The following is a 23,719-nucleotide window of genomic DNA, read 5'->3' as shown; positions in this document are numbered from 1 at the left end:
GCGGGGCTTCCTGTCGGGGCGTGGAACAGGGGACGGGGAAAGGGGGCGGGCCCCCTCCCCCGGGGTCGGCGCTTACTTCAGGTACGGCTCGCTGATCGCCTTCCAGTCGGCGTCGGAGGCCATGCCCTCGACCGTCTTGGCGATGAAGCCGGCCAGCTCGGCGTCCGGGCCGGCGACGAACAGGCGGCGCTCGTACTTGCTGTGCGGCGTCGCCGAGACGTGCAGCTTGTCCGCCAGGTTCTCGCTCTTGATCAGGTAGCGCGCGGCGGTGTCGGCCAGGATGGTCACGTCGATGCGCGCCTGCGCCGCCTTCTTCAGGTTGGTCAGCTCGGAGTTGGCGTCGTCGCGCTTGACCTTGCCGCCGTCCACCAGCGCGTCGACCGGGCCGTAGCGGTGGCCGGCGACGCCGCCCAGGGTCTTGCCGGACAGGCTCTCCGGGCCGGCGTACTCGACCGGGGCCGCCTTCGGCGACACCACGGCGTTGGCGTCCTGGATGAGGGTGGCCGACCACTTGTACTTGGTCTGGTCCTGGTCGCCGAAGAACGCCGGCGTCGCCCACGGCACCACCACCGCCTTGCCCTCGGCCAGCGCGGTGTCCAGGCGCTTGCGCGGCATGGCCTCGACCACGAAGGTGTACTTGCCGCCCGACTTCTTCGTCATGTAGTCGGCCAGCGCGTAGGTCAGGCCCTTGCCCTGCTCGGTCACGAAGGGCGGGAATTCATGGTAGGTCATGACCGGCACGTCGGCGGCGTAGGCGCCCGAGGCGGTGGAGACCAGGAGGAGGCCGGCGAGGACGGAACGGATCATGGAACGGGTTCCTTGTGCGCTGTCACACGGTTGCGGCACGGCGGGAGCGCGGGTCAGGCGAGGCTCGGGCGTGTCGAAAGGGGTAAAGCAATGGGCGTGCCGCCGCGAAAACCGCGCGCCGCCGCCATTGTCGGTGCCGTCGCCGCTCCGCCACTCCCATTTGCGGGAATGGCGCAATGACCATTACCGGATCAGGGAATTGCCCGCGGGCGGGGGCGCGGCGGCGCGGCGGGCGGCCTGCAGCGCCTCGTGCCGGGCGCGGAAGCTCTGCAGCGCGTCGGCGGCCTCGGCGTGCCGCATGACGCCGAGCACGGCCGCGACCTCGATGTCGAAGCGCAGCTCCTCGATCAGATGGTCGAGCTGCCAGCGGGTCGTGCGCGCGTCGTGCGTGGCGAACCAGGCGCGGATCGCGGTCTGGCAGTCGGCGATGGTCTCCGTCCCGGCGCAGTCGGTGGCGACGCGCTCCAGCGCGGCGGCCATGGGCGGATCGAGCGCGCGGATCTCGTCCGCCGGGTCCGCCGCGGCGACGGCCGGCGCCAGCAGGAGCGCCGCCAACAGCGCGCCACCCCGCCCGGTCACGACGCCGCCCGCGCCGGTTCGGCGTTGCGGTTGGCGCAGAAGGCGCGCAGCCGCGCCAGATCGGCGATGGCGACGTCGCGCCCGGCGGTGGTGACGCCCAGCCGGCGCAGGCCGACGAAGGCGCGCGACAGGCTCTCCGGCACCATGCCGATCTTCTGCGCGATCTGGTTCTTGGCGATGGGCAGGCGCATGCGCACGCCGCCGCCGTCGGCCGGCTCCGCCGCGGACGCCTGCTGGAGCAGGTAGGAGCCCAGCCGCTCGGCCGCCGACATCGCCTTCAGGTCGCCGATCTGCTCGACCGCGGCGCGGTACTGCTGGGCGATCATGCCGAACAGCGCCTCGGCGAAGGCCGGCTCCAGCATGGCCAGCGAGCGGACCACCGCCACCGGCAGCGTGGCGACGCGCACCGGGCGGGTGGCGACCGCCTGCACCGGGCACGGGCCGCCGGCCAGCGCGGCGATGGCGTTGAGCGGACCGGGCTGGGCCATCACCTCGACCACCGTCGGCTGCCCCTCGCGCACCGCCGCCTCCAGCGACACCGTGCCGCTGAGCAGGATGAGCAGCTGGTCCGGCGCCGAGCCGCGGGCGAACAGGACGGCGCCGCGCGGCAGGCTGCGCACCTCGATCATCTCGGTCACGCCGCAGAAGCGCAGCAGCGACAGGCGGTCGAAGGGGGCGATGGACGACAGCGCCTTGGCGGCTTCGGCCTGGCGGCGGGTGCGGATCTTCTTCATGGCGGGGTCCGGGCGAAGGGATCAGTGGGCGATGGGCATGCCGCGCGGTTCCACGGCGTCGATCTCGGCGTCGAGGATGGCCTTGCGCTCCGCGGCGGAAACCTCCGGGAACAGCTCCAGGAACACATGGTCGGCGACGTCGCGGGCGCGGTCATCGGCGAAGCCGAGGATCAGGGCGTGGCAGTAGGCGCTGATGGCGATGCGGCCTTGCATGGGAGGCCTCGTGCGTTAGCGGGCGTCGTGCCGGCTGGTTTCGGGGCGGCGGGGCAGGACGCCGCGGGCCGGCGGCTTGGCGGGGGCGGCGATCGTCGGCTTCTCGCAGATCAGGCGGATCTGCGAGCGGACCTCCTCGTCGGCCTCGTTGCTCAGGGCCAGGAGGAATTCATAGTCGTCGCGCATGGCGACCTCGTGTCGTGGGGCGGTGTGTACGAACGGCAGTGCATGGGGCGTGCCACATCCCCACCCGCCGGAGCCGCGCCGCGCGGCTACCGCACGCTCCCGCTTTTGACACTGCCGTTCCCTCGGATGGGAGAATGGCCCCTTCCCGATAGGGGATTCCCGTTGATCCGCCGTCGTTCGCGCTGCGGCACGGCGTTTGCTGAGGAGGATGCGACCGCCCCGTCGCCCGACGCCCGCAGCCCAAGAAGAAGAGGACAGACGATGACCGCCGACACCGCCTTCACCATCATGGCGTTCCTCGACAAGGCCGAACGGACGCTTGGTGATGTCCGGCTGTACCCGACCGGCGGGACGCTGCGCGAGCGGCTGGAGAACAACCGCGAAACGCTGGCGCGCGCGCGCCGGCACCTGGAGGAGGCCCGCGCCCTGGCCTGATCCGCTCCGAACCGCCCGTTACCGTGCCGCCGACAGGGAGAACAGCGACTCGTAGTATTTCCGATAGGTGGTCTGCTCGATGGCATGGCGCGCCGCCGCCCGCACCTGCGCCCTGGGAACCCCATCGACCAGCATCGCCAGCAGAGGATCGACGAAGGGGCGCCGCGCCGCCGCCTCCCGCGCGTCCTCCACCCCGCCGGAGATCAGTTCCGCCGCCATCGACGCCTCGGTGACGAGGGCTTCCGCCTCCTCGTCCAGCATGGCGTCGATCCAGGCCGGCCGCGCCTCCACGTCCGCCGGTTGCGGCGGCGTCAGGCCGGCGCAGGTCCGCGCGGCGTGCGTGGATTCATGGGCCAGGACCAGGGTGGCCTCGCTGCCCTCCAGGTCCTGCGCCAGGATGATGAGGTGCTTGGTGTCGAGCCAGAGCCCGCCGATGCCCTTGGGCATGGAATGGCGGATCACCTGGATCCCGCAGGTGTCCAGGGCCGCCGCCAGCGGCCGGCCGACCGCCGTTGCGCGCAGGTCGGGCACGCCGTCCTGCGCCACCGCTGAGTTGGAAAGCAAGAGCATGCCCGCAAGGGCCAGGATCAGCCGCCGCATCGGAGCCCCTCCCGGAGAGCGCGCCCGCGCACACCCCGCGGGCATCCCCAGTGTACGCCCCGGCACGCCTCCGCCCCCTGCGGCCTTTGCGCCCCCATACCTTTGCCGGGGGCGCCGCGCCGCGTCAGTTGAGGGCCGAGACCTCGGCGCTGAAGGTGGCGTCCTTGACGCACAGCGCGCGCAGAGTCTCGTAGCTGGTCTGCGTCATCTGGGCGCCCGGCCGCGTCAGCGCGGCGCATTCGCGTGGCGAATGGACCTGCGACGCGTTCAGCGCGCCGTGATCGCCCACCCGCACCATGCCGGCGTTGGCGAACTTGTAGAGCCGCTCGTTGAGAGAGGCCCCGTCGTGCGCGCTGCAGCCGCCCAGCAGCAACGCGGCGCCGAAAAGCACCCGCTTCATTGTGACCGCCCGAATAAACACCGCCCGGCATCAACAATGCCATACCCCGAAAGAGAAGAGAACCACGCATCGATCTCGATGACGACACACGTGATCGATTTCTGTTGCGGCGTTGTCATGAATCGGCACTCGTGTTCCGCGGCGCGCCGCCCGCCGCTTGACCAATGTCAAAAGCTGCTCTGGGGGGTCGCGGCGCTCCTGGGATGGCTGGTGGCGGCGACCGCGCCGGCCGGCGCCGCCGTGCGCTGCCTGCCGGTCTCGGGCGACGAGGTACGCCGCGTCGTTGCCGCCGCTCCGGACACCGCACCCCCGGCGGCGGGGACGTGCGGGGCGCTGGCGTTGACCGGCGAGATCCGGCGCGGCGACGGCGACGCCGTGGCGGCGCTGCTGGCGCGCTCCGGCCCGTACCTCACGCGCATCGACACGGTGGCGCGCGGCGGCGACGCCGGCGAGGCGATGCGCATCGGCCGCCTGATCCGCGCCCGCCACCTGACCACGGTGGCGCCGCACTACCGTCCCGACCGCGGCGGCGTCTTCCCGCCGCACTGCAAGCCGGGCGCCGAGTGCGTGTGCGCCGGCGCCTGCTTCCTGGTGTGGGCGGCCGGCGTCGAGCGCCTGGGCGAGCACCTGCTGCTGCGCCGCGTCGCCGAACCGGAGGCCGCCGCGTACCTCGCCGCGATGGAGGTGCCGCCGGCCTACGCCGCGACGCTGGCCAGCCTGCCGGCGGGGGCGTCGCGCCCGCTGTCGGAGGAGCGGCTGGCGGCCGACCTCAAGGGCCTCGCCCCGGCGGAGCGGCAGCGGGTCACCGCGACCTGCGGCGCGTACAGCGAGGCGGAAGCCATCGACGAGCTGGCGCTCGCCGCGCGCCGGCGCACCGGCACGCCGCGCCTGACGCCGGCCGAGGAGCAGCGCCTGGGCCTGCTGCGCGAGAAGACCTCGGCGGTCGACCGCTGCCGCGCCGCGGCGCTGACCCTCGAACGCGTCCGGCGCTGGAACGAGGCGGCACCGCCTTGACACCGGACAACACCGAATTTGAGATTGCCGAATAAGACGGCCCCGCGCGGCGTCTAAGCCGACGTGGTTTGACTGAACCTTAACCACCGGGCCGTTTGAATAGTCTCCATCCCCTGGTGTGGAGACTAGCGGCCGTCATAAGAGCGCCTTGCGGCGTGGAGGAATGCGTCGGCGATGCAGTTGGGGACGCTGTCTTGGGCGGAGGCGCTGGTCGAGCTCCTGAAGGGGGTCGGCCTGCTCGCGCTCGTCGCCATCCTCTACGGCGACCTGGAACACCGGCTGAGCCGCCGGCGGGCATGGCCGCTGACGTGCGGCGCGCTGTTCGGCGCCGGGGCGCTGATCGCCATGGCGCAGCCGGTTCCGGTGGCGACGGGCGTCATCATCGACGCGCGCGCGGTGATGCTGGGCCTCGCTGGCCCGATCTGCGGGCCGACCGCCGCCGCCGTGGCCGCCGCGATGGCCGCGGCCTACCGGGTCTGGCTCGGCGGCGCCGGGGTGTACGCCGGGCTGGGCGCCATCGCGTCGTCCGCGCTGATCGGCGTCGGCTTCGCCCGCGTCGCCGCGGCGCGCCGGATGCGGCTGGGCAGCCGGCACATGGCGCTGCTCGGCCTGTGCACCGGCCTCGCCTACGTGGCCTGCGCGGCGCTGCTGCCGCCGGAGCTGCGCGGCACGCGGCTGCACGACGACAGCGCGATGCTGGTCGCCGTCTCGGTGCTCGGCACCGCGTTCCTCGGCACGCTGCTGCTGCGGGAGCGCCGCCGCGTCGAGAGCGAGCGCGCGCTGCGCGACAACGAGGCCCGCTACCGCCTGATCGCCGACGCCGTCTCCGACGTGATCGGCAAGGTCGGGCCGGACGGCGTGCTGACCTTCGCCTCCGGCGCCGTGCGCGAGATGATGGGCTGCGCGCCGTCCGACCTGGTCGGCCAGCGCTTCATCGACCTGCTGCACCCGGCCGACCGGCTGGCCGCCGGGGCGCTGCCCGGCGGCGGGCACGCGCCGCCCGCGCCGGAGTCGCGCTTCACCGGCCGCATCCGCCACGCCGAGGGACGCTGGGTGTGGGTCGAGGTCGGGGTGAGCGCCTTCGCCGGCCACGCCGCCGGCCGGGCGCCGGCCTACGTCATGGTGATCCGCGACATCGCCCGGCGCGTCGAGGCTGACGCGGCGCTGCGCGAGAGCGAGGCGCGCTACCGCCTGCTGGCCGAGAACGTCTCCGACGTGATCGTGCGGGTGTCGCTGGACGGGGTGCGCACCTATTGCTCGGGGGCGGTGCACGACGTGTTCGGCTACCGGCCGGGAGAGCTGACGGGACAGGGCTTCACCAGGCAGGTCCACCCCGAAGACCGCGCCACCGCGGGCGCCCTGTTCAGCCGCCTGACACCGACGCGGCCGCGCGGCACCGCCAGCTTCCGGATGCAGCACAAGGACGGCGGCTGGGTGTGGACGGAGGCGTCGGCCAGGCTGCTCACCGACCCGCGCACCGGCGAGCCGGTGGAGTTCGTCTTCGTCATCCGCGACATCGTCGACCGCAAGCGCATGGAGGAGGACCTGGAGGAGGCCCGGCGCACCGCCGAACTCGCCAACCAGTCCAAGAGCGCCTTCCTCGCCAGCCTCAGCCACGAGCTGCGCACGCCGCTCAACGCCATCATCGGCTTCGCCGACCTGATCGCCCGCGAGGCGTTCGGCCCGGCCGGCGACCGGCAGTACGTGCAGTTCGGCTCCGACATCCGCGACAGCGGCCAACACCTGCTGGGCCTGATCAACGAAATCCTCGACCACGCCAAGGCCGAGGCCGGCCGCCTGCGCCTGCACGAGGACACAGTGGACCTCTCGGCGGCTGTCCGTTTCTGCACCCGAATGATCACGGCGCGGGCCGAGCGCTCCGGCGTCACGCTCACCGCCAGGGTGGCGGCCGAGGCGCAGTTCATCCGCGCCGACGAGAAGCGGATCCGGCAGATCGTGCTGAACCTGCTGACCAACGCGGTGAAGTACACGCCGAGCGGCGGTCAGGTCACCGTGACCGTGGACCTGCAGGAGGGTGCGCCGACGGTCACCGTGTCCGACACCGGCATCGGCATCGACGAGAAGGACATGCCGCGCGTCCTCCAGGCGTTTGAGCAGGTCGAGAACCCGGCGAACCGACAGATCACCGGCACCGGCCTGGGGTTACCGCTGACCCGGCATCTGGTGGAGCTGCACGGCGGCACGCTGGCGTTGAGCAGCTGCGTCGGCAAGGGATCCACCATAGCGGCGCGCTTCCCGGCGGAGCGTCTGGTTCGCCTCCCCGCCCCCTGCGCCGCCGCCGCGCAGGCGCCGGGCGTCGCCAGCATTCTGGTGGTGGACGACGACGCTCTGCTGCGCCAGGCCACGGCGCTGGTGCTGGAGGGCTACGGGCACCGTGTCCTACAGGCGGGAAACGCCAACGAGGCGCTGGCGGTGCTGAACGGCGGCGAAACCATCGACCTGCTGGTCACCGACGTGATCATGCCGCCGGGCATGAGCGGGATCGAACTGGCCCAGCAGGTGAAGCGCCTGTGGCCCGCCCTGGGCATCATCGTCACCTCCGGCTTCGCGACGCACACGGTGACCAGCAGCGACGATCCGCAGCCGGTCTACGAAATGCTGCCCAAGCCGTTCTCGGCGCTGGAGCTGAAGGCGAAGATCGACACCCTGCTCGCCGCCGCCCCGCGCCCCGCGCCGCCCGCGCTGCCGGCGCCGGCGCCGGCCTCCGCCCCGCACCCGCTGCGCATCCTGGTGGCCGACGACCTCGACAGCAACCGCACGGTGGCCTCGGCCATCCTGCGCCTCGCCGGGCACGCGGTGGACACCGTGGAGACCGGTGCCGAGGCGCTGGACGCCGTGCAGCACGCCCGCTACGACCTCGTGCTGATGGACGTGCAGATGCCGGTGATGGACGGTCTGGCGGCGGCGCGCGCCATCCGCGCCCTGCCGCCGCCGGTCGGGCGGCTGCCGATCCTGGCGCTGACCGCGGGCGCCCTGCCCCGCCAGATCGAGGAGTGCCGCAACGCCGGGATGGACGGCCACGTGCTGAAGCCCATCGAGCGCGCCGCCCTGCTGGCCGCCGTGCAGAGCGCCGCCGCCCACGGCGCCAACGCCCTCGATCCCGACGAGGCCGACCTGCCGGTGCTCGACGAGTTCATCCTGGACGAATTGCGGGAGTCGCTCAGCAACGGCTCCTGCGCTGACTTGATCGACGACTTCCTGCGCTCGGCGCCCGAGCGGCTGACCGCCCTGCGCGCCGCCGGCGACGATCTGGCGGCGGTGGACCGCCGGGCGCACGCGATGGTGTCCTACGCCGGCAACGTCGGCCTGCGCGTGCTGCCGGCGCGCTGCCGCCAGCTCTGCGCCGCCGCGCACGAGGGCGACCTCGCCGCCGTGCGCGCCCTGCACGCCCTCGTCGAGGAGGCGGCGCAGGAAGGGCTGGCGGCGCTGCGGGCCTACCGGGAACGCATGCCGATCCCGATGACCTAGGGCCCGGCGATCCCGATCGTCCTGCTCTCCCCGGGGAACCGCTCGGCCAGCGGGGCGAACGGCGCCTTGCCGGCGCGGTACTCGGTGGGCAGGCCCTTGCAGACGTTCTTGACGAAGCGGATGTCGTGGCCCTGGTTCTGCTCGTCCAGGGCGGCGCGCGCCTTGACCAACGCCTCGTCCATGCGCCGCGCGGTGTCGCGCGCCGGGCTGCGGGAGCCGGCGCGCGCGGCCTCCTGCGCCAGCACCGCCTCGATCTTCGCTTGGGCGTCCTTCACGTCGTCGAAATACTGCTCCATGACGTCGAGGTGCTCCTCGCGCCGCTCGACGTCGTGGTCGGCGCAACGCGCCACCATGGCGATGGTGCGGGCAACCCAGTCCCAGAGGACCGCGGCGTCGTCCGCGCCGCCCGCCCGCGCCGGGGCGGCGCACAGCAGGGCCGGCACCGTCGCCATGACCGCCAGGAAGGACGCGCGTCTTCTCACCACCACCGCTCCGCGACAGGACCGTTCCGCTTCTACCCAGGCCACCCGGACCTCGCAACAGCATAGTCCCCCGCCCGCTGGGGAAACCGTGACAAAGCCGCCGCCCGGCACGTTTCTTGCGGCCGCGCGCCGGTCCGGACGTGGGGAGGGTCGATGCGGATGCGCTGGGGTGCGCTGATGGCGCTGGCCATGCTGGCGGCGTGCAGCCGCCCGGTGGCCGAGGTGCCGAGGATCGACGGGGACCGCCAGCGGGCCGAAGCCGACCTGCAGCTCCGCCTCGCCGCCGAACGCGGCCTCGCCGGCCTGTCCGCGCCGCCCGCCATGCCCGGCAGCGCCGACGGCATCACCCGGCTGCAACGCCTGCACGCGATCGGCGCCCGGGTTCTGGAGGCCAACGCGCCACTGTGCGGCCGGCGGCTGCGCCACGATCTCGGCGTGGTGCCGATGAACCGCTCCGACAGCCCGTTCGCCGCCGACTTCCTGCGCCACTTCGAGAACGACCCGGCCGTCGTGGTGCTCGCCGACACCGGCCCCGCCGGGCCCGACCGGCCGCGTCCCGGCGACCGGCTGCTGGCGGTGGACGGCGAGCCGGTGCCGACCGGCCGCGACACGCTCCCGCAGGTCCAGGCGCTGCTGAAGCGCGCGGCAGCGACGGGGCGCCCGGTCGTGCTGTCGCTGCGCCGCGACGACGCGCCGCTGGAGCTTCGACTGACGCCGAGGTTGCGCTGCGACTACGACGTGCTGCTGGACCGCGCCGGCATGGTCAACGCCTTCGCCGACGGCCGCTCGGTGCGCTTCACCACCGGCATGGTCGACTTCGCCGGCGACGACGAGCTGGGCCTGATCTTCGGCCATGAGCTGGGCCACAACGCCATGGAGCACATGGACAAGCGCGAGGAGAACGCCCGCGCCGGCTCGACGCTCGGCGCCGTCCTCGACCTGCTGACCGGGGCGGAGCATCTCGGCGGCTACTGGGCCGACGTGGCGCGCGGCGCCTACGGCCGCGACTTCGAGGCGGAGGCCGACTATGTCGGCGCCTACTACGCGGCGCGCGCCGGCTTCGACGTGGCGGCGGCGGCCGGCGTCTGGCGACGCCTGGGGGCGGCCAACCCGCGCACCATCACCATGTCCACCAGCCACCCGACCAACCCCGCCCGCTTCGTCGCCCTGGAATCCGCCGCCCGCGAGATCGACGCCAAGCGCCGCACCGGCGCCGAGCTGCGCCCGGAGATCCGACTGCGCTGACCACCGGACGGCCCTTGTCTCCACCGCGGGAATGCCAAGGCGCGGTTTTCCGGGAATGGGGAATCCCGGCGGGAATCCTCCACGGATTCACAGGCCATGACCCTGGCACGCCCCTTGCGAAGACCGGGATGCGCGCCGCCGGACGTCGGACCCGCGCACCGGACAAGGGAGACCGCCATGACGCGCACTCTGACCGCCCTCGCCGCCCTGGTGGCCATCGCCGCTCCGGCCGCCCTGTCCTCCGCCACCCCGCGCGACGCCGCACCGCTGCACCGCGCCGGCACCAGCCTCTCCATCGCGGTCGAGATGCCCTTCACCGCCACGGTGATCGAGGCCTACGACACCGCCGAACACACCTACGCCCTGGTCGAGGACGAGGACGGCCGCCGCTGGCTGGCCGCCCCGCGCGCCGCGGTGAAGCCGGGCATGGCGGTGCGCCATTCCGACGGCACGTTGCAACGCAACGTCCACGCCACCGACCTGAACCGCACCTTCGCGGGCGTCTACGTCATCGCCGCCCTCCAGGCGGAATGAACGGTAAGCACGCCACGGAAAAGGCCGGGCAAAACGCCCGGCCTTTTTGTTGCCTGCGGTGGCGGGAGGGCGGCTCAGTACCCGCCCTTCTTCCCCGTGCTGCCGACGAAGGTGAAGGCCCACTCCAGCGACACCGGCTGCCACCAGGGCTTCGCGCCGGTCTCCTTGTCGAGGTGGCGCGGAAACACCTTGGCCGACGGCGGGGCGACGATCAGCTCGACCGTGTACTTGCCCGGCCCGTTCAGCAGCAGGTTCGCCGCGTAGTGCGGGCCGTCCGAGGCGATCATCGGCTTCAGCACACCGTCGCCGACCCAGTCGGTGCCCTGCTTGCGCACGATGTACTCGACCTGCAGGTAGGGCACGAAGGCGCCGGGGAAGAAGCCGTAGGCGTTGTCCCTGGTGGCGGTGATCACCGCCTCCAGGTGCGCGTCGGCCGGGCCGCTGTGGCCGGCGTGCGGGTTGGCGGCGGGCTTGCCGGGCTCGTCGCTGGTCTCCACCTCGACCGCCTGGATGTAGCGCGTGACGATGCTCATGCCCTCGCGCTCGGCGGTGCCGATGTCGCGGCCGGCGGCGAGCGCCACCGGCGCGGCGGCGCCCAGCAGCAGGGCGGCGAGCGGAAGGGCGTACAGGGTCTTCATCGGGAAATCCTCAGGCAAACGGAAGGTCGTCAGAGTCCGGATCACAGGCCGAACAGCGCCGGCCACCAGCCGAACGCGATGGCGGCGCTGCCCAGCGCGCCGGGCAGCAGCGGCAGCCAGCGCCGCGACGCCGCCAAGCCCTGGCCGGCCAGGATGCGCCAGCCGAGCCAGCCGCTCCACACCAGGCTGGCGGCGAACAGCAGGCCCTTGGCGGCGCGCACCGCCTCCGGCCCGAATCCCAGCAGTTGCAGCGGCGCGAACAGCGCGGTGCCAAGCCCGACGGCCAGCGACACCATGGCCACCGGCGCGTACTGGTAGCCCAGCTCGGTGAAGCGGCGGGCGAAGCCGGAGTCCGCCCCGGCCCGGCCGGCGAGGCGCGCCGCGGCGGCCGTGGTTGCGCCCAGCAGCGCAGCGTACAGCGCCATCACCGCCAGCATCGCCGCGACGATCAGGAAGAAGTCGAGCCAGACCAGAACCTCGCGGCGCTCCGGGTGGACGCTCATCAGCCACGCCGGCCCCGGCTCGGCGAGCCAGAGCAGGTCGCGCTCGATGGCCCATTCGCCGAACGCCTGCCGGAGGTCCTGCCACACCGGCAGGATCTGCCACAGGAAGCCGCCCAGCGCGATGCCGGTGCCGATGAACAGGAACCACACCTCCATCGGGTTGGCGTGATGGTGGCGGATCTCTTCCACCTCCTCGCCCGGCCGGCGCAGGCGCAGCGCCACGCCGCCTTTGGCCTCGGGGTTGACGCAGCGGAAGCACTCGATGCAGTGGCGCGATTCCTGTTTGCGCGTCACGTCGATCATGGTCGGGCAGACGCCGTGCTCGGTGTAGGCCTCGCCGCCGGGCAGCCGCAGCTTCGGCTGGAACTCCACCGCGCCGAGGCGCGAGAAGACGCCGAGCAGCAGGCCGATCGGGCACATGTGCCGGCACCACGCGCGCCGGCGCCGGCCGTACAGGAAGCCGACGACGACGGCCGCCGCCATGGTGCCGCCGAACACGCCGGCCGCCGCTTCCGGGTGGTCACGCACGCCGACGGTCTGGCCGAGGATGGTGACGATGAGGAAGCTGACCACCGGCAGACCTTCCCAGCGCATCCAGGCGGGGATGCCCCACTGCGGGCCGAAGCGGTTGCCCCACTCGGCCGCCGCGCCCATCGGGCAGAGGATGCCGCACCAGGAGCGCCCGGTGACGATGACGGACAGGAACACCAGCGGGAACCACAGCCCCCACAGCACGTAGGATGCGAACGGCGTGATGTGGTCGAACGCCCCGGCGCCCGGCGGCGCTTCCGGCGTGAACAGCGGCCCGAAGATGATCGTCATGAAGACGACGAACATCGCCGCGTGCACGGCGGCCAGCCGGCGGCGGTGGCGGACGAAGAAGCCCTCGACGGCGCGGGTCAGCGCGGTGACGGCCGACGGCCGCGCCGGCGCGCGGCGGATGGCGCAGGGGGTGGACTCCACGGTCCGGGCTTGGGAAGTGTTGCCGCTCATGGCAGGTGTCCGGTTGCATCGGGCTCGACGCCCGCGGACACGGCAGCAAGATCCGGACCAACGCGGCGCCCGGCACCCATGGCGTTCCCAAGGTCGGGAGTCCGTTCCGGCGTTTCCATTTCCGGGAATCGCTTCCCGGCGCGGGGAAGCCGGCGGACGGCGCGTCCCGCAAAAGAAAACGCACCGGCCGTGGAAACGGGCGGTGCGTCGAGGAAGCGGCGTTGGGAGAGATCGTGAAGCCGCACTGTGCACGCTGACTTTCGCAAAGCGCGTGCCAGCGGCGCCGGACGGCCGGCAGCATTTTTCTGCGACCGTGCCGCAGTGGCCCGGCTTTGGCATGGACCCCGGCGGGCGTCCGCGCGGCGCCCTTCCCGCAGCCGTGGTTCAGAACCATGTCCCGCCGTCTCGTCCTCGCCGCCATGCTCAGCCTTCCGCTCTGCGGATGCTATGGCCTGTGGGACACGAACCAGACGCTGATCCAGTTCGTGACCGGCGCCAAGCTGGAGGTCGCCAAGAAGCCGACCTACGCCGAGGAGCGCGACGGCGCACGCCGACGCAAGGTCATCGTAAAGACCAAGGCCGAGGTGGAGGCGGAGAAGGCCAAGAAGGGCGGCGACGGCAAGCCCGCCGAGAAGGGCGACGACTCCGACGTCGCCATCCTGAAGAAGGCGCAGGAGCGCGTCGACAACAAGGACAAGCCCCCGGCCGAACCCAAACCCGCCGAGCCCAAACCGGCGGAGAGCAAGCCCCCCGAGAACAAGCAGACGCTGCCGACCCCGCCCGACGACGCCAAGCCGGATGACACCCAGGTGGTGGCCAAGCCGCAATACCCCGAGCAGAAGGCGCCGCCCGCGGTGCCGCGCCCGGCGGTGAAGGTGGACGCCTCGGCCGACGCCGCGGGCACCAAGCCGATGATCCCCCTGCCCTCGCCCGCCAAGTCGATCCCGCAGAACGCCACCCCGGCCGAGAAATCCTGGCAGGCGAAGACGGCCAAGCGCGACAGGAAGGCCCCGCAGCAGCAGGAGCACAAGGCGGACGCACCGGCCGAGGGCAAGCCGGCGGACACGCCCAAGGACAGCTGAAGGCTGGATCGCGCCGCGCCTTCGGTGTAGGACTGGCCGCGTTTCAGGTGCCCACGGGGTTTCCCCTGGGAGAATCGGGAAGGCGGTGCGACTCCGCCACGTGCCCAACGCTGTGAGGGGGACCGTCCGGACACACGCCACTGGCCCGCGCTGGGAAGGCGTCCGAACGGGATGAACCCGAGTCAGAAGACCGGCCTGAAAGCCATAGGGCCCCGCCATGGACGGGCGGCGGCTCACGCTTTCCCATGCAGGGGACACCATGGAAGCCAGTCTGATCCAGAGCAATCCCGACTTTTCCGCCGCCGAGCGCGACAGCGTCTACCGGTGCATCCACCAGCGGCGCGACGTCCGCGGCCAGTTCCTTCCGGACCCGATTCCGGACGCGACGCTGGCGCGCCTGCTGCGGGCCGCGCACCACGCCCCCTCGGTCGGCTTCATGCAGCCCTGGGACTTCATCGTCGTGCGCGAGGCCGAGGCCAAGCAACGGGTGCACGACGCCTTTGCGGCCGCCAACGCCGAAGCCGCGACGATGTTCGAGGGCGACCGGCAGCGGACGTACCGCACGCTCAAGCTGGAAGGCATTCTCGAAGCGCCGGTGGGGATCTGCGTCACCTGCGACCGCCGCCGCACCGGCCCGGTCGTCGTCGGACGGACGCACCAAAAGGAGATGGACCTCTACAGCGCCGTCTGCGCGGTCCAGAACCTGTGGCTGGCGGCGCGGGCGGAGAACCTCGGCGTCGGCTGGGTGAGCATCATGCGGCACGCCGACCTGCGCCGGGCGCTGGGCATCCCGCCGTCGATCCGGCCGATCGCCTACCTGTGCGTCGGCCGCGTCTCGCACTTCTTCGAGAAGCCCGAACTGGAAACCGCCGGCTGGCTGCCGCGCACGCCGTTGTCGGAGATCGTGTGGTTCGACCGCTGGCAGGAGCGGTCCGGGGCGGAACCGCTGCTGGAGCATCTCCAGCCGTAACGAAAAAGGGGCCGCGCGAAACCCGCGCGGCCCCCTCCCAAAAACCCGAAGGCGCGGTCAGCCCTCCGGCAACTCCTCGATCTGCTTCTTCAGCTCCTTGAACTCGGCCGACTTCGGATCCAGCCCGCCGAGCAGCTTCGACCAGTGCGTCCGCGCCATCCGGAAATGCCCGGCCTGCAGCTCGGCCAAGCCGACGAAGTACTGCGCGTCGGCGTTCGCCGGGTCGAGCGCCAGGATCTCGCGCATCACCGCGACGTACTCGCCCGGCAGCTGCTCCGGCTCGCCGGCCATCAGCAGCAGGACGTCGGCGTAGTCCATCTTGACCTGGACGTCCGCCGGCTTCAGCGCCACGGCCTTGGCGTAGGCGTCGCGTGCCTTCTCCATGTCGCCGAGCACCCGGTAGGAGCGGCCGAGCTTCACCCAGCCCTCCGCGTCGTCGCCGTTCTGCGCCAGCTTGTCGGCGAGCTGCACCACCATCGCCTTGACCATCTCCGGCGTGTCGCGCTGGGCCGGGGCGACGCGCTCGTGGCGGGCGTCGCCCACCGAGGCGGTGACCGGCGACTGCGGCGGTACGCTCTCCGGGGCGACGCCGGCCGAGGCGGCGGCCTCCCGCATGCGCTCGCGCAGGAACGGCAGCCAGGGCGCCTCGGGGGCGGAGTCCTTCTCCAGGTCGCGCCAGATCGCCACCGCCTGCACGGCGTCGCCGAGCTGCATCGCCTCCATTCCCAGATAGAAGCGCGAGCGCGGGTCGCCCGGGTGCAGGCGCAGCGCGTTGCGGAATGCGTTGCCGGCCTCCGCCGTCACCGCGCCGCCGCCGGCCAGCGTGATGGACTCACCCAGCGTCGCGTAGGTCTCCGGGTCGGTGCTGCCGAGCTTGGCGGCCTGCCGCAGCGACGCCGCAGCCTCGTCCAGCCGGTTCAGCGCGCGGTAGGAGCGGCCGAGCAGTTGCCAGCCCTCGACGTCGTTGGGGTTCTCGGTCAGCTTGGCCGACAGCCCCTCGATCATCGCCAGGATGGTCGGGTCCTGGTCGCCGCCCAGCTGCTGGCGCTCGGCCTGCGCCACCTCGTAGGGCTTGTCGGGCAAACCGGGCACGCCGAGGTGGTCGTAGAGCCCGACCGCCGCTGCCGGCACGACCACCGCCAGCGAGCCGGCCAGCGCCATCCGCGCACCGCGACCCACCGGCCGGGCGGCGCCGTCGCGGCCGACACCGAGGATGCGGCGCTGGACCTCGATGCGCGTCGCCTCGGCCTGATCGGGCGTCAGCAGGCCGGCCTCGACGTCGCGCTCCACCTCGGCGAGCTGGTCGCGGTAGACCGCCACGTCGTGCGCGGCGCGGTCGGACGCCGACGCGTCGCCCCGGCGCAGCAGCGGCAGCAGCAGGAGCGCGAGGACCGCCGCGGTCAGCGCGGCGAGAACGAGCCAGAAGGTCATCATGCCTGGCCTCCGTTGGACAGGATCTGGTGCAGGCGGGCCTGTTCGGCCTCGCTGAGCGGTGCTGGGGCGGCCTCGGCGGCGCGGCGGCGCAGCAGCGGGCGCGCGGCCAGCAGCGCGAGCAGGAGCAGGACCGCCGGCGCGGTCCACAGCGCCACCGTCGTCGCCTTCACTGGCGGCTTCAGCAGCACGTAGTCGCCGTAGCGGTCGGTGAGGAAGCGCACCACGTCGGCGTCGCTGTCGCCGGCGCTCAGCCGCTCGCGGACGATGACGCGCAGATCGCGGGCGAGCGGCGCGTCGGAATCGTCGATGGACTGGTTCTGGCAGACGAGGCAGCGCAGATCCTTGCTGATCCCGCGGGCCCGCAGCTCCAGCGTCGGGTCCTTCAGCACCTCGTCGGGCATCACGGCGCCGGCCGAGGCGGGCAGCACCAGCAGCAGGACGGCGAAGAGCAGACGTTTCATGGCTCAGGCTCTCCCGGCGGCGCTGCCGGCCGGCAGCGCGGCACGCGCCCGCACCGGCGCCCCGACGCGGTGGCGGCGGTCGGACAGGCTGGCCAGCCCGCCCAGCGCCATCAGGATGCCGCCGGCCCACAGCCACGGCACCAGCGGGTTGAAGTACAGCCGGGTGACGAAGGCGCCCTTCTCGTTGTCGCCGATCACCGCGTAGAGATCGCCGAGGACGGTCGTCTCGATGGCCGCCTCGGTGGTCGGGCGCTGCGGCTGCATGTACATGCGCTTTTCCGGGTGCATCACGGTGAAGGGCTTGCCGTCCTTCGTCACCGTGAAGGTGGCGCGCGCCGCGACGTAGTTGGGCCCGCGCGCCTCCTCGACCGCGTCAAGGCGGTAGCCGTAGCCGGCGACCGTCACCGTCTCGCCGATGCGCTGGGTCTGGATGCTCTCGACCTTCCAGGCCGAGGAGCCGGTGATGCCGGCGATCACCAGCGCCAGCCCGAGGTGCGACAGCAGCAGCCCGTAGGCCGAACGCGGCAGGTGCACCAGCCGGTGCAGGCTGTCGCCCAGCGGGATCTGGAACAGCCGGACGCGCTCGACGGTCTCGGCCAGCGTGCCGACGGCGAGGTACGCGGCCAGTCCGGTGCCCAGCGCCGCCCACCACGGCGAGGTGGAGCCGCCGAACAGCAGCGTCGCCGCCGCGACGGCCAGCGCGATGACCACCGCCGGGCTCAGCGTCTTCAACGCCCGCATCAGGTTGCCGCGCTTCCAGGCCAGCAGCGGGCCGATGGCCATGACGATCACCAGCGGCACCGACAGCGGCACGAACACCGCGTTGAAGAACGGCGCCCCCACCGACAGCTTGCCGAGGTTCAGGGCGTCGGCGAACAGCGGGTACAGCGTGCCGAGCAACACCGTGCCGGTCGCCGTCGCCAGCAGCACGTTGTTGAGCACCAGCGAACCCTCGCGGCTGACGCCGGAGAACAGCCCCCCCGACTTCAGCACCGGCGCCCGCACCGCGTAGAGGCCCAGCGAGCCGCCGACCGTCGCCAGCAGCAGGCCGAGGATGAACAGGCCGCGCCCCGGGTCGGAGGCGAAGGAGTGCACCGAGCTGATGACGCCCGAACGCACCAGGAAGGTGCCGAGCAGGCTGAGGCTGAAGGCGACGATGGCGAGCAGGATGGTCCAGGTCTTCAGGGTGTCGCGCTTCTCGACGATGATCGCCGAGTGCAGCAGCGCCGTGCCGGCCAGCCACGGCATGAAGGAGGCGTTCTCGACCGGGTCCCAGTACCACCAGCCACCCCAGCCGAGTTCATAGTAGGCCCACCAGGAGCCCAGCCCGATGCCGACGGTCAGGAAGGTCCAGGCGGCCAGCGTCCACGGCCGCACCCAGCGGGCCCAGGCGGCGTCGACCCGCCCCTCGATCAGCGCGGCGACCGCGAAGGAGAAGGCGATGGAGAAGCCGACATAGCCCAGGTACAGGAACGGCGGGTGGAAGGCGAGGCCGGGGTCCTGCAGCAGCGGGTTGAGGCCGCTGCCGTTCAGCGGCACCGGGTCCAGCCGCTCGAACGGGTTGGAGGTCAGCAGGATGAACAGCGTGAAGCCCACCGCGATCATCGCCTGCACCGCCAGCGTCCGCGCGCGCAGGCTGGCCGGCAGGTTGCGGCCGAAGCTGGCGACCGCCGCGCCGAAGCCGGCGAGAATGGTGATCCACAAGAGCAGCGAGCCCTCGTGGTTCGCCCACAGGCCGCTGACCTTGTAGAGCATCGGCTTGTCGGTGTGCGAGTTCTGGGCGACGTTCGCCACCGAGAAGTCGCTGGTCACGTAGGCGTGCATCAGCGCGCCGAACGCGGTGCCGACCAGCAGCAGCTGGGCGAACGCCGCGGTGCGGCCGAACGCCATCAGCGCGCGGTCGCCGCGCTGCGCGCCGACCAGGGGAACGATCGCCTGCGCCATCGCCACCGCGACGGCCATGACCAGCGCGTAATGGCCGATTTCCGTGATCATCCGAGTTGGCTCCTGCCGCTCGTTTCAGAGCCCCTCTCCCTTGAGGGAAGAGGGGTTGGGGAGAGGGTGGCGCCGCGAAGCGGCCAGGAAGTTCGATCCCCCTCTCCCCAAACCCCTCCCCCTCAAGGGGGGAGGGGCTTCAGAGGCCCTTGCGGAAACGGGTCAGGCCGCCGAAGCTGCCGACCCAGACCTCGCCGTTCCCGGCGAAGGCCATGGAAAACACGTTGTTGCCGAGCAGGCCGTCCTGCTCCGTGATGGTCGTGAAGGCCTTGCCGTCGTACCGAGCGAGGCCACGGTTGGTGCCGATCCAGATCGTGCCGTCCGGCCCCTTCTTCAGCATGAAGATGTGATTGGACGGCAGGCCGTCGGCGACGGTGAAAGTCTTGAACTCCTTGCCGTCGAAGCGCGACAGCCCGGCGCCCCAGGTGCCCGCCCAGACGTTGCCGCCATCGTCCACGGCGATCGAGATGACGTAGTTCGGGTTGTAGGCGGTGGTGACGTCGCCCAGCCCCTGCTCCTGCTTCTGCTGGGCGTGGTGGCGCGACTGGGTGCCGGGGTCGTTGTTCAGCTCGCCCTGGCCCTTCACCGTCTCGGCCTTGGCGCCCAGCCCCCGGGCGTGGGTCCAGTTCTCCCATTTGCCGTCCTGGTAGCGGGCGAGCCCGCCCTCGGTCGCCATCCAGACCTCGCCGTTCTTGCCCTCGGCGAGGCCGTAGACCCAGTCGTTCGGCAGACCGCCGCCGGTGGAGGCCACCGTGTGCAGCTCCCAGGCGTCGATGTCGTCCATCGCGCCGCCCTTGATCCGGTTGGCGCCGGACCAGGTGGCGATCCACACGTCGCCGCTCTTCGTGCGCAGCGCGCCGTAGATGAAGGCGTCGCCCATGCCCTCCGGCACGTTGTAGCCGCGCCACGCGTTGGTCTTCAGGTCCAGGACCGACAGCCCGCCGCCGTAGGTGCCGACCCACATCTCGTCGCCGTGGCGCTGCAGGTAGAAGATGCCGTTGGACAGCAGGCCGGACTTGTTGTCGTAGACGGTGTACTTGTCCTCGGGGATCGAGTAGCGGATCACGCCGCCCGAGGACCCGACCCACAGCGTGTCGCCGTCGGCCCACAGCGCCTTGACGTTGCGGTTGCCCATGCGGAAGTGGTCGAAGTCGCGCAGCGCCGGGTGGTTGGCCGGAGCCGCCGCCTGCGGCGCGGCGGCCGCGGGAACCGCCGGATGGCCGGCGGGCGGCTGCGCACCGGGCGCGATGGGCGGCGCGGCGACGGGGGCCGGCGCGCTCGCCACGGGGGCCGGGGCGGCCGGGGCCGGCGCCTGCTGGCGGCCGAGCTGGTAGGCTCCCACGGCGACGACGGCCACGGCGGCGCCGGCGGCGATGAGGACGTTCCGCATGGACTGGATTCCGATCACTGCTTGCGGTGGAGGAGGTGGCTGACGCCACCCTGCACGCCGAACCACGCGGAGCCGTCCGGCGTCAGCGCGATGGCGTACACGTTGTCGTTCAGAAGGCCGTCGGCCTTGCCGTAGTTCACGAAGCGCTTGCCGTCCCAGTGGCTGACGCCGTGGTTGGTGCCGAACCACAGGCCGCCGTCCTTGTCCTGGGCGATGGCGTAGACGACGTTGCCGGCCAAGCCGTCGGCGGTGCTGAACGACGTCCAGGACTTGCCGTCGTAGAGCGAGACGCCGCCGCCCCAGGTGCCGAACCACACGCCGCGGCCGGTGTTGTCCACCTTGACCGAGAAGACGTAGTTCGGGTTGTAGGTCTCCTGCCCCGCCGCCTCCAGCGCCAGGTCGTGGCGCGAGCGGGTGCCGAGGCCGGTGTTGGCGCTGCGCGGCAGGTTGCCGGCGTTCTCCGCGCCCAGGCCGTCCTTGTGCGTCCACGACGTCCAGCTCTGGCCGTCGTGCATGGTCACCCCGCCCTCGGTGCCGAACCACACGCGGCCCTGCGCGTCGATGTCGATGCCGTAGACCCAGATGTTGATCAGCTCGTTGCGGTAGGTGGTGAAGGCGCCGGTCTGCGGATCGACGTAGTTGGCGCCGTCCCAGGTGCCGATCCACGCCCCGCCCTTCCTGTCGAAGGCGAAGGCGTACACCCAGTAGTCGGCCAGCCCGTGCATCGGGAAGTACACCTTCCACGCGCCGGCCTTGTCGTAGGTGCTGGCGCCGCCGGCGTTGGTGCCGAACCAGACCTTGCTGTCCGGGGCGACGCCGATGGCGAAGACGTACTCGTTGGCGAGGCCGTGCTCGCGCGTGAAGGTGTTCCTGGGCACGTTGCCCTTCAGGTCCACCTCCAGCACGCCGACCGAGGTGCCGACCCACAGCGAGTTGCGGCCCTGGTCCACCGCCAGGGAGCGGACGTACGCCCGCTCGCCGACGTTGAAGCTCTCCATCACGGCCGGGGGCGCCGTCCGGGTTTGGGCGGAAGCGGTGCCCATCGCGGTCAGGGCCATGGCCCCGGCGGCGAGCAGCAGGCGAAGGCGGCGCAGCGTCGTCACGATTGGCGTCTCCCGTGGGTCCGGTCGCGCGGGCTCAGCGGCCCAGCGTGCGGATGTACATCAGCGCCGAGGTGATCTCGTCGCTGCTCAGCTGGCCCTGCCACGCCGGCATGATGTTCAGGCCGTGGCGGATCGAAGTGAGGAGCTGGCCGTCCGGCTTCTCCAGCCGCTCGCGCTTGGCGAAGTTCGGCGTGCCGGGCACGGTGGCGGTGCCGTCGGTGCCATGGCAGGCGGCGCAGTTGGCCTCGAACACGGTCTTGCCGGCGGCCGGGTTGGCGGCGTTGGCGGCCGACAGCGTCAGGGTGCTCAGCAGGACGGCGGTCGAGGCGAACAGAAGGGTGCGCATGGCGGGGTGTCTCCGTAGCGGGGCAGTCGCAACCGCTTGATCGCAATGATCGTGCCACCCGGTGCGACAACGGCCGCCCATGGGGTGGGCGGCCGTCGCGACGCTCGGCTTTCCCGAATCCGGGAAAGCCGGATCCTACTTCTTGGCTTGCTGCGTGGCGTCGCCCGGGCGTGGGGCGCGGGCCTCCGGTGTGCCGGCCGGGCGGAAGACGTCGACCTTCGGGAAGAACTGGTCCACCACGTAGACGCGGCCGTCGAACTTATCGACGGTGATGCCGGCCGGCAGCATGAACTCGCCGCCCACGCCGCTGGCGCCGCGGCCGCCGACGTCGAGCAGCAGCTTGCCGTCCTTGTCGAAGATCTGGAAGTTGCCGAACGCCGCGTCGGTCACATAGACGTTGCCGTCGCGGTCCGAGGTGATCGCCTTCGGCCGGGCGAACTGGCCGGAGTTGCGGCCGATGTCGCCGAAGGCGCGGACGAACCGGCCGTCGGCGGCGAACTCGCTGACCCGGAAGTTGCCGCCGTCCACCACGTAGATATGGTCGTTGGCCACGTTGTAGGTGACCGAGAGCGGCAGGTTGAGCTGCCCCGGCGCCGACCCGCGGGTGCCGATGGTGCCCAGCTCCTTGCCCTGGCCGTCGAACATGACGACCTGGTGCTTCTCGGAGTTCACGCCGCCGGTATCGACCACGTAGACGCGGGAGCCGTCCTTGTTGACCGCCACGCCGCTGGGCCGCTGCAGCGCGCCGCTGTTGCCGACGGAGCGCAGGAACTTGCCCTCCGCGTCGAACACCACGATGCGCCGGCCGGCGTTGTCGCAGACGTAGAGCAGGCCGTTGGCGTCCGTGGTCATGTCCAGCGGCTTGGCCAGTGCGCCGACCCCGCTGTCGGCGATGGTCGCGTACTTCTTGGAACGCAGGTCGAAGACGTGGACGCGGCGCGCCACGGTGTCGCCGACGTACAGCTTGCCGTCGTACGCCGCCACGCCCCAGGGCTTCTGCAGGGAATGGCCGGCGGTGGTCTCGCCGGTGGCCATGCGGCGCAGACGCTGCTGCTGCGTCTCCTCCGTCAGGTCGCCGGACCCGGTCAGGGTCTGCTCCCAATAGAAGCGCGCGTCGTCCGGCGCCGGCCACACCAGGGTCTGCTGCGTCGTCTTCTTCTGCTCGGTAGCGCAAGCCCCCAAGGTGAGGGCCAATGCCACCGCCAGGAGGGAGCCGGCGAAACGCCGGCCTATTTGTTGTGGCAGGTTATGCATAGCTCGCTCTGCTCCACGCGTAGGAAGGGGACGACGTCGGGCTGGTGGACATCGTGGCAGGTCGCGCACTCGACCTGGTTGTCGAACAGCTTGACGCCATTGCGGAAGGTCCCGTCGCGGCCGGGAGGATGGTATTCCTCGTTGCCGAACAGGCCGGGGTATTTGATGCCGACGGGGTGGTCGTCCATCAGGTTCCGCCCGATGACGACGTGGTCCATCTTGTGCGCGGTGACACCGTCGTGGCACTGCGTGCAGCGGTCGAGGCCGCCGCCCTTGTCCAGTTTCATGTGCATCGGGGCGTCGTCCTTGGTGGACCAGCCGCCCGGCTTCGAAACCACCATGTCCACCGCCATGCTGCCGTCGTGGCAGGACAGGCAGACGAGGCTCTGCGGACCGAGCTGCCCCGGCTTCACCTTGTTCGACGCGCTCTCGTACCGCAGGTAGTCCTCCTGGTTGGAGAAGTACCGGTTCCAGTCCTTGTAGCGCTCGTCGTCGTTGAAGGCGCTGGTCGCCTTGGCGTCGGCCGGCAGGTGGCAGTAGATGCAGGGGTCGCGGTAGTTGTTGAACGCCAGACCGGTCATGGCCTCGACCTTGGCGCGCATGTTGAGCGCCGTCAGGTCGTGCTTCGAGCCCACCAGCGTTCCGGCCAGCGCGGGCACCGCAGCGAGCGCGAGCAGGGCGGACGCGATCCGCATGAAGGTCGTCAAGGGGCCATCCCTGCGCTCGGGGTTTGCACGCCCCCGCGAACGGACGCGGGGAGGATCAGGGGCGAAAGCAAGCAACCGGCGTGCCAGTGGGTGGCCCGGTTCTTGCTGTGAAAACGGGACCGATC

Annotated in this window: 25 protein-coding genes and 1 riboswitch; of the genes, 7 read left to right on the top strand and 18 right to left on the bottom strand. The window is 71.8% G+C overall.

What is annotated here, in order from left to right:
* Positions 1–72: 72 nt before the first annotated feature.
* The 5 genes from ACRWK7_RS14430 to ACRWK7_RS14410 all read right to left on the bottom strand — a co-directional run bounded on the left by ACRWK7_RS14430 (position 73) and on the right by ACRWK7_RS14410 (position 2,519).
* Positions 73–807, bottom strand: a complete 735-nt coding sequence (locus ACRWK7_RS14430) for a substrate-binding periplasmic protein (RefSeq protein ID WP_431856948.1) — start codon at positions 805–807, stop codon at positions 73–75.
* 183 nt (positions 808–990) lie between these two features.
* Positions 991–1,386: a hypothetical protein gene (locus ACRWK7_RS14425; RefSeq protein WP_431856947.1), complete on the bottom strand. Its 396-nt coding sequence runs from the start codon at positions 1,384–1,386 to the stop codon at positions 991–993.
* Positions 1,383–2,120 carry a Crp/Fnr family transcriptional regulator gene (locus tag ACRWK7_RS14420; RefSeq protein ID WP_431856946.1) on the bottom strand — a complete coding sequence of 246 codons (738 nt, stop codon included), beginning with the start codon at positions 2,118–2,120 and terminating at the stop codon, positions 1,383–1,385. Before ACRWK7_RS14420 ends, ACRWK7_RS14425 begins: the two co-directional genes overlap by 4 nt.
* Before the next feature lie 21 nt (positions 2,121–2,141).
* Positions 2,142–2,333 carry a hypothetical protein gene (locus ACRWK7_RS14415; protein ID WP_431856945.1) on the bottom strand — a complete coding sequence of 64 codons (192 nt, stop codon included), beginning with the start codon at positions 2,331–2,333 and terminating at the stop codon, positions 2,142–2,144.
* Between the two features lie 15 nt (positions 2,334–2,348).
* On the bottom strand, positions 2,349–2,519 hold the full coding sequence (locus tag ACRWK7_RS14410; RefSeq protein WP_431856944.1) for a hypothetical protein: 171 nt from the start codon (positions 2,517–2,519) through the stop codon (positions 2,349–2,351).
* A 261-nt stretch (positions 2,520–2,780) separates the two neighbouring features.
* Between ACRWK7_RS14410 and ACRWK7_RS14405 the strand changes: the two genes are divergently transcribed.
* Positions 2,781–2,954, top strand: a complete 174-nt coding sequence (locus ACRWK7_RS14405; RefSeq protein ID WP_431856943.1) for a hypothetical protein — start codon at positions 2,781–2,783, stop codon at positions 2,952–2,954.
* A gap of 18 nt (positions 2,955–2,972) precedes the next feature.
* Here ACRWK7_RS14405 and ACRWK7_RS14400 read toward each other — a convergent pair whose 3' ends face one another.
* Both ACRWK7_RS14400 and ACRWK7_RS14395 read right to left on the bottom strand, forming a co-directional pair.
* Positions 2,973–3,554 (bottom strand): hypothetical protein, encoded by a 582-nt coding sequence (locus ACRWK7_RS14400; protein WP_431856942.1) that lies wholly within the window; start codon positions 3,552–3,554, stop codon positions 2,973–2,975.
* 124 nt (positions 3,555–3,678) lie between these two features.
* Positions 3,679–3,954: a hypothetical protein gene (locus tag ACRWK7_RS14395; protein WP_431856941.1), complete on the bottom strand. Its 276-nt coding sequence runs from the start codon at positions 3,952–3,954 to the stop codon at positions 3,679–3,681.
* Between the two features lie 210 nt (positions 3,955–4,164).
* Between ACRWK7_RS14395 and ACRWK7_RS14390 the strand changes: the two genes are divergently transcribed.
* Together ACRWK7_RS14390 and ACRWK7_RS14385 are read left to right on the top strand one after the other, a co-directional pair.
* Positions 4,165–4,968, top strand: a complete 804-nt coding sequence (locus tag ACRWK7_RS14390) for a hypothetical protein (RefSeq protein ID WP_431856940.1) — start codon at positions 4,165–4,167, stop codon at positions 4,966–4,968.
* 174 nt (positions 4,969–5,142) lie between these two features.
* Positions 5,143–8,457 (top strand): response regulator, encoded by a 3,315-nt coding sequence (locus ACRWK7_RS14385; RefSeq protein WP_431856939.1) that lies wholly within the window; start codon positions 5,143–5,145, stop codon positions 8,455–8,457.
* Here ACRWK7_RS14385 and ACRWK7_RS14380 read toward each other — a convergent pair.
* The gene (locus ACRWK7_RS14380; RefSeq protein WP_431856938.1) at positions 8,454–8,939 is read right to left on the bottom strand and encodes a hypothetical protein; all 486 of its coding nucleotides are present in this window, start codon (positions 8,937–8,939) and stop codon (positions 8,454–8,456) included. The genes ACRWK7_RS14385 and ACRWK7_RS14380 overlap by 4 nt on opposite strands.
* 153 nt (positions 8,940–9,092) lie before the next feature.
* On the opposite strand from ACRWK7_RS14380, the gene ACRWK7_RS14375 reads away from it, so the two are divergent.
* Both ACRWK7_RS14375 and ACRWK7_RS14370 read left to right on the top strand, forming a co-directional pair.
* On the top strand, positions 9,093–10,184 hold the full coding sequence (locus ACRWK7_RS14375; protein ID WP_431856937.1) for a M48 family metalloprotease: 1,092 nt from the start codon (positions 9,093–9,095) through the stop codon (positions 10,182–10,184).
* A gap of 177 nt (positions 10,185–10,361) precedes the next feature.
* The gene (locus ACRWK7_RS14370; RefSeq protein ID WP_431856936.1) at positions 10,362–10,718 is read left to right on the top strand and encodes a hypothetical protein; all 357 of its coding nucleotides are present in this window, start codon (positions 10,362–10,364) and stop codon (positions 10,716–10,718) included.
* A 74-nt stretch (positions 10,719–10,792) separates the two neighbouring features.
* Here ACRWK7_RS14370 and ACRWK7_RS14365 read toward each other — a convergent pair whose 3' ends face one another.
* Both ACRWK7_RS14365 and ACRWK7_RS14360 read right to left on the bottom strand, forming a co-directional pair.
* Positions 10,793–11,356 (bottom strand): iron transporter, encoded by a 564-nt coding sequence (locus ACRWK7_RS14365; RefSeq protein WP_431856935.1) that lies wholly within the window; start codon positions 11,354–11,356, stop codon positions 10,793–10,795.
* Between the two features lie 41 nt (positions 11,357–11,397).
* Complete coding sequence (locus ACRWK7_RS14360; protein ID WP_431856934.1) at positions 11,398–12,852, bottom strand: 4Fe-4S binding protein; 1,455 nt, start codon at positions 12,850–12,852, stop codon at positions 11,398–11,400.
* A 392-nt stretch (positions 12,853–13,244) separates the two neighbouring features.
* Here ACRWK7_RS14360 and ACRWK7_RS14355 point away from each other — a divergent pair, with 392 nt between their 5' ends.
* Both ACRWK7_RS14355 and bluB read left to right on the top strand, forming a co-directional pair.
* The gene (locus ACRWK7_RS14355) at positions 13,245–13,934 is read left to right on the top strand and encodes a hypothetical protein (RefSeq protein ID WP_431856933.1); all 690 of its coding nucleotides are present in this window, start codon (positions 13,245–13,247) and stop codon (positions 13,932–13,934) included.
* Between the two features lie 28 nt (positions 13,935–13,962).
* Positions 13,963–14,147: riboswitch (cobalamin riboswitch) on the top strand.
* Positions 14,148–14,193: 46 nt separating this feature from the next.
* Entirely contained in the window at positions 14,194–14,904 is a 711-nt protein-coding gene (gene bluB / locus ACRWK7_RS14350) for a 5,6-dimethylbenzimidazole synthase (RefSeq protein WP_431856932.1), read from the top strand.
* 57 nt (positions 14,905–14,961) lie between these two features.
* Here the strand turns inward: bluB and ccmI are convergent, their stop codons facing one another.
* From ccmI to ACRWK7_RS14310, 8 genes are all read right to left on the bottom strand, one after another.
* Positions 14,962–16,338: a c-type cytochrome biogenesis protein CcmI gene (gene ccmI, locus ACRWK7_RS14345; RefSeq protein ID WP_431856931.1), complete on the bottom strand. Its 1,377-nt coding sequence runs from the start codon at positions 16,336–16,338 to the stop codon at positions 14,962–14,964.
* A complete protein-coding gene (locus ACRWK7_RS14340; protein WP_431856930.1) occupies positions 16,335–16,799 on the bottom strand; it encodes a cytochrome c-type biogenesis protein in 465 nt (154 codons plus the stop codon). Before ACRWK7_RS14340 ends, ccmI begins: the two co-directional genes overlap by 4 nt.
* Before the next feature lie 3 nt (positions 16,800–16,802).
* Positions 16,803–18,794, bottom strand: coding sequence for a heme lyase CcmF/NrfE family subunit (locus tag ACRWK7_RS14335; RefSeq protein ID WP_431856928.1), 1,992 nt, complete (start codon positions 18,792–18,794; stop codon positions 16,803–16,805).
* 139 nt (positions 18,795–18,933) lie between these two features.
* The gene (locus ACRWK7_RS14330; RefSeq protein ID WP_431856927.1) at positions 18,934–20,184 is read right to left on the bottom strand and encodes a ligand-binding sensor domain-containing protein; all 1,251 of its coding nucleotides are present in this window, start codon (positions 20,182–20,184) and stop codon (positions 18,934–18,936) included.
* 14 nt (positions 20,185–20,198) lie between these two features.
* Positions 20,199–21,287: a ligand-binding sensor domain-containing protein gene (locus ACRWK7_RS14325; RefSeq protein ID WP_431856926.1), complete on the bottom strand. Its 1,089-nt coding sequence runs from the start codon at positions 21,285–21,287 to the stop codon at positions 20,199–20,201.
* Between the two features lie 34 nt (positions 21,288–21,321).
* On the bottom strand, positions 21,322–21,633 hold the full coding sequence (locus ACRWK7_RS14320) for a c-type cytochrome (protein WP_431856925.1): 312 nt from the start codon (positions 21,631–21,633) through the stop codon (positions 21,322–21,324).
* A 135-nt stretch (positions 21,634–21,768) separates the two neighbouring features.
* Complete coding sequence (locus ACRWK7_RS14315; RefSeq protein ID WP_431856924.1) at positions 21,769–22,827, bottom strand: 6-bladed beta-propeller; 1,059 nt, start codon at positions 22,825–22,827, stop codon at positions 21,769–21,771.
* Positions 22,828–22,862: 35 nt separating this feature from the next.
* Positions 22,863–23,594, bottom strand: coding sequence for a cytochrome c3 family protein (locus ACRWK7_RS14310; protein ID WP_431856923.1), 732 nt, complete (start codon positions 23,592–23,594; stop codon positions 22,863–22,865).
* Positions 23,595–23,719 lie beyond the last annotated feature (125 nt).

The organism is Azospirillum sp., from assembly GCF_050789165.1.
Note: the sequence above shows the minus strand (reverse complement) of the source record. Positions and strands in the feature narration are given on the sequence as shown.

Bases quoted from the DNA above. Each gene is read 5' to 3' on its own strand.
- ACRWK7_RS14430 (WP_431856948.1), bottom strand. From the start codon at position 807: ATGATCCGTTCCGTCCTCGCCGGCCTCCTCCTGGTCTCCACCGCCTCG.
- ACRWK7_RS14420 (WP_431856946.1), bottom strand. From the start codon at position 2,120: ATGAAGAAGATCCGCACCCGCCGCCAGGCCGAAGCCGCCAAGGCGCTG.
- ACRWK7_RS14415 (WP_431856945.1), bottom strand. From the start codon at position 2,333: ATGCAAGGCCGCATCGCCATCAGCGCCTACTGCCACGCCCTGATCCTC.
- ACRWK7_RS14410 (WP_431856944.1), bottom strand. From the start codon at position 2,519: ATGCGCGACGACTATGAATTCCTCCTGGCCCTGAGCAACGAGGCCGAC.
- ACRWK7_RS14405 (WP_431856943.1), top strand. From the start codon at position 2,781: ATGACCGCCGACACCGCCTTCACCATCATGGCGTTCCTCGACAAGGCC.
- ACRWK7_RS14400 (WP_431856942.1), bottom strand. From the start codon at position 3,554: ATGCGGCGGCTGATCCTGGCCCTTGCGGGCATGCTCTTGCTTTCCAAC.
- ACRWK7_RS14395 (WP_431856941.1), bottom strand. From the start codon at position 3,954: ATGAAGCGGGTGCTTTTCGGCGCCGCGTTGCTGCTGGGCGGCTGCAGC.
- ACRWK7_RS14385 (WP_431856939.1), top strand. From the start codon at position 5,143: ATGCAGTTGGGGACGCTGTCTTGGGCGGAGGCGCTGGTCGAGCTCCTG.
- ACRWK7_RS14375 (WP_431856937.1), top strand. From the start codon at position 9,093: ATGCGGATGCGCTGGGGTGCGCTGATGGCGCTGGCCATGCTGGCGGCG.
- ACRWK7_RS14370 (WP_431856936.1), top strand. From the start codon at position 10,362: ATGACGCGCACTCTGACCGCCCTCGCCGCCCTGGTGGCCATCGCCGCT.
- ACRWK7_RS14365 (WP_431856935.1), bottom strand. From the start codon at position 11,356: ATGAAGACCCTGTACGCCCTTCCGCTCGCCGCCCTGCTGCTGGGCGCC.
- ACRWK7_RS14360 (WP_431856934.1), bottom strand. From the start codon at position 12,852: ATGAGCGGCAACACTTCCCAAGCCCGGACCGTGGAGTCCACCCCCTGC.
- ACRWK7_RS14355 (WP_431856933.1), top strand. From the start codon at position 13,245: ATGTCCCGCCGTCTCGTCCTCGCCGCCATGCTCAGCCTTCCGCTCTGC.
- bluB (WP_431856932.1), top strand. From the start codon at position 14,194: ATGGAAGCCAGTCTGATCCAGAGCAATCCCGACTTTTCCGCCGCCGAG.
- ccmI (WP_431856931.1), bottom strand. From the start codon at position 16,338: ATGATGACCTTCTGGCTCGTTCTCGCCGCGCTGACCGCGGCGGTCCTC.
- ACRWK7_RS14340 (WP_431856930.1), bottom strand. From the start codon at position 16,799: ATGAAACGTCTGCTCTTCGCCGTCCTGCTGCTGGTGCTGCCCGCCTCG.
- ACRWK7_RS14335 (WP_431856928.1), bottom strand. From the start codon at position 18,794: ATGATCACGGAAATCGGCCATTACGCGCTGGTCATGGCCGTCGCGGTG.
- ACRWK7_RS14330 (WP_431856927.1), bottom strand. From the start codon at position 20,184: ATGCGGAACGTCCTCATCGCCGCCGGCGCCGCCGTGGCCGTCGTCGCC.
- ACRWK7_RS14320 (WP_431856925.1), bottom strand. From the start codon at position 21,633: ATGCGCACCCTTCTGTTCGCCTCGACCGCCGTCCTGCTGAGCACCCTG.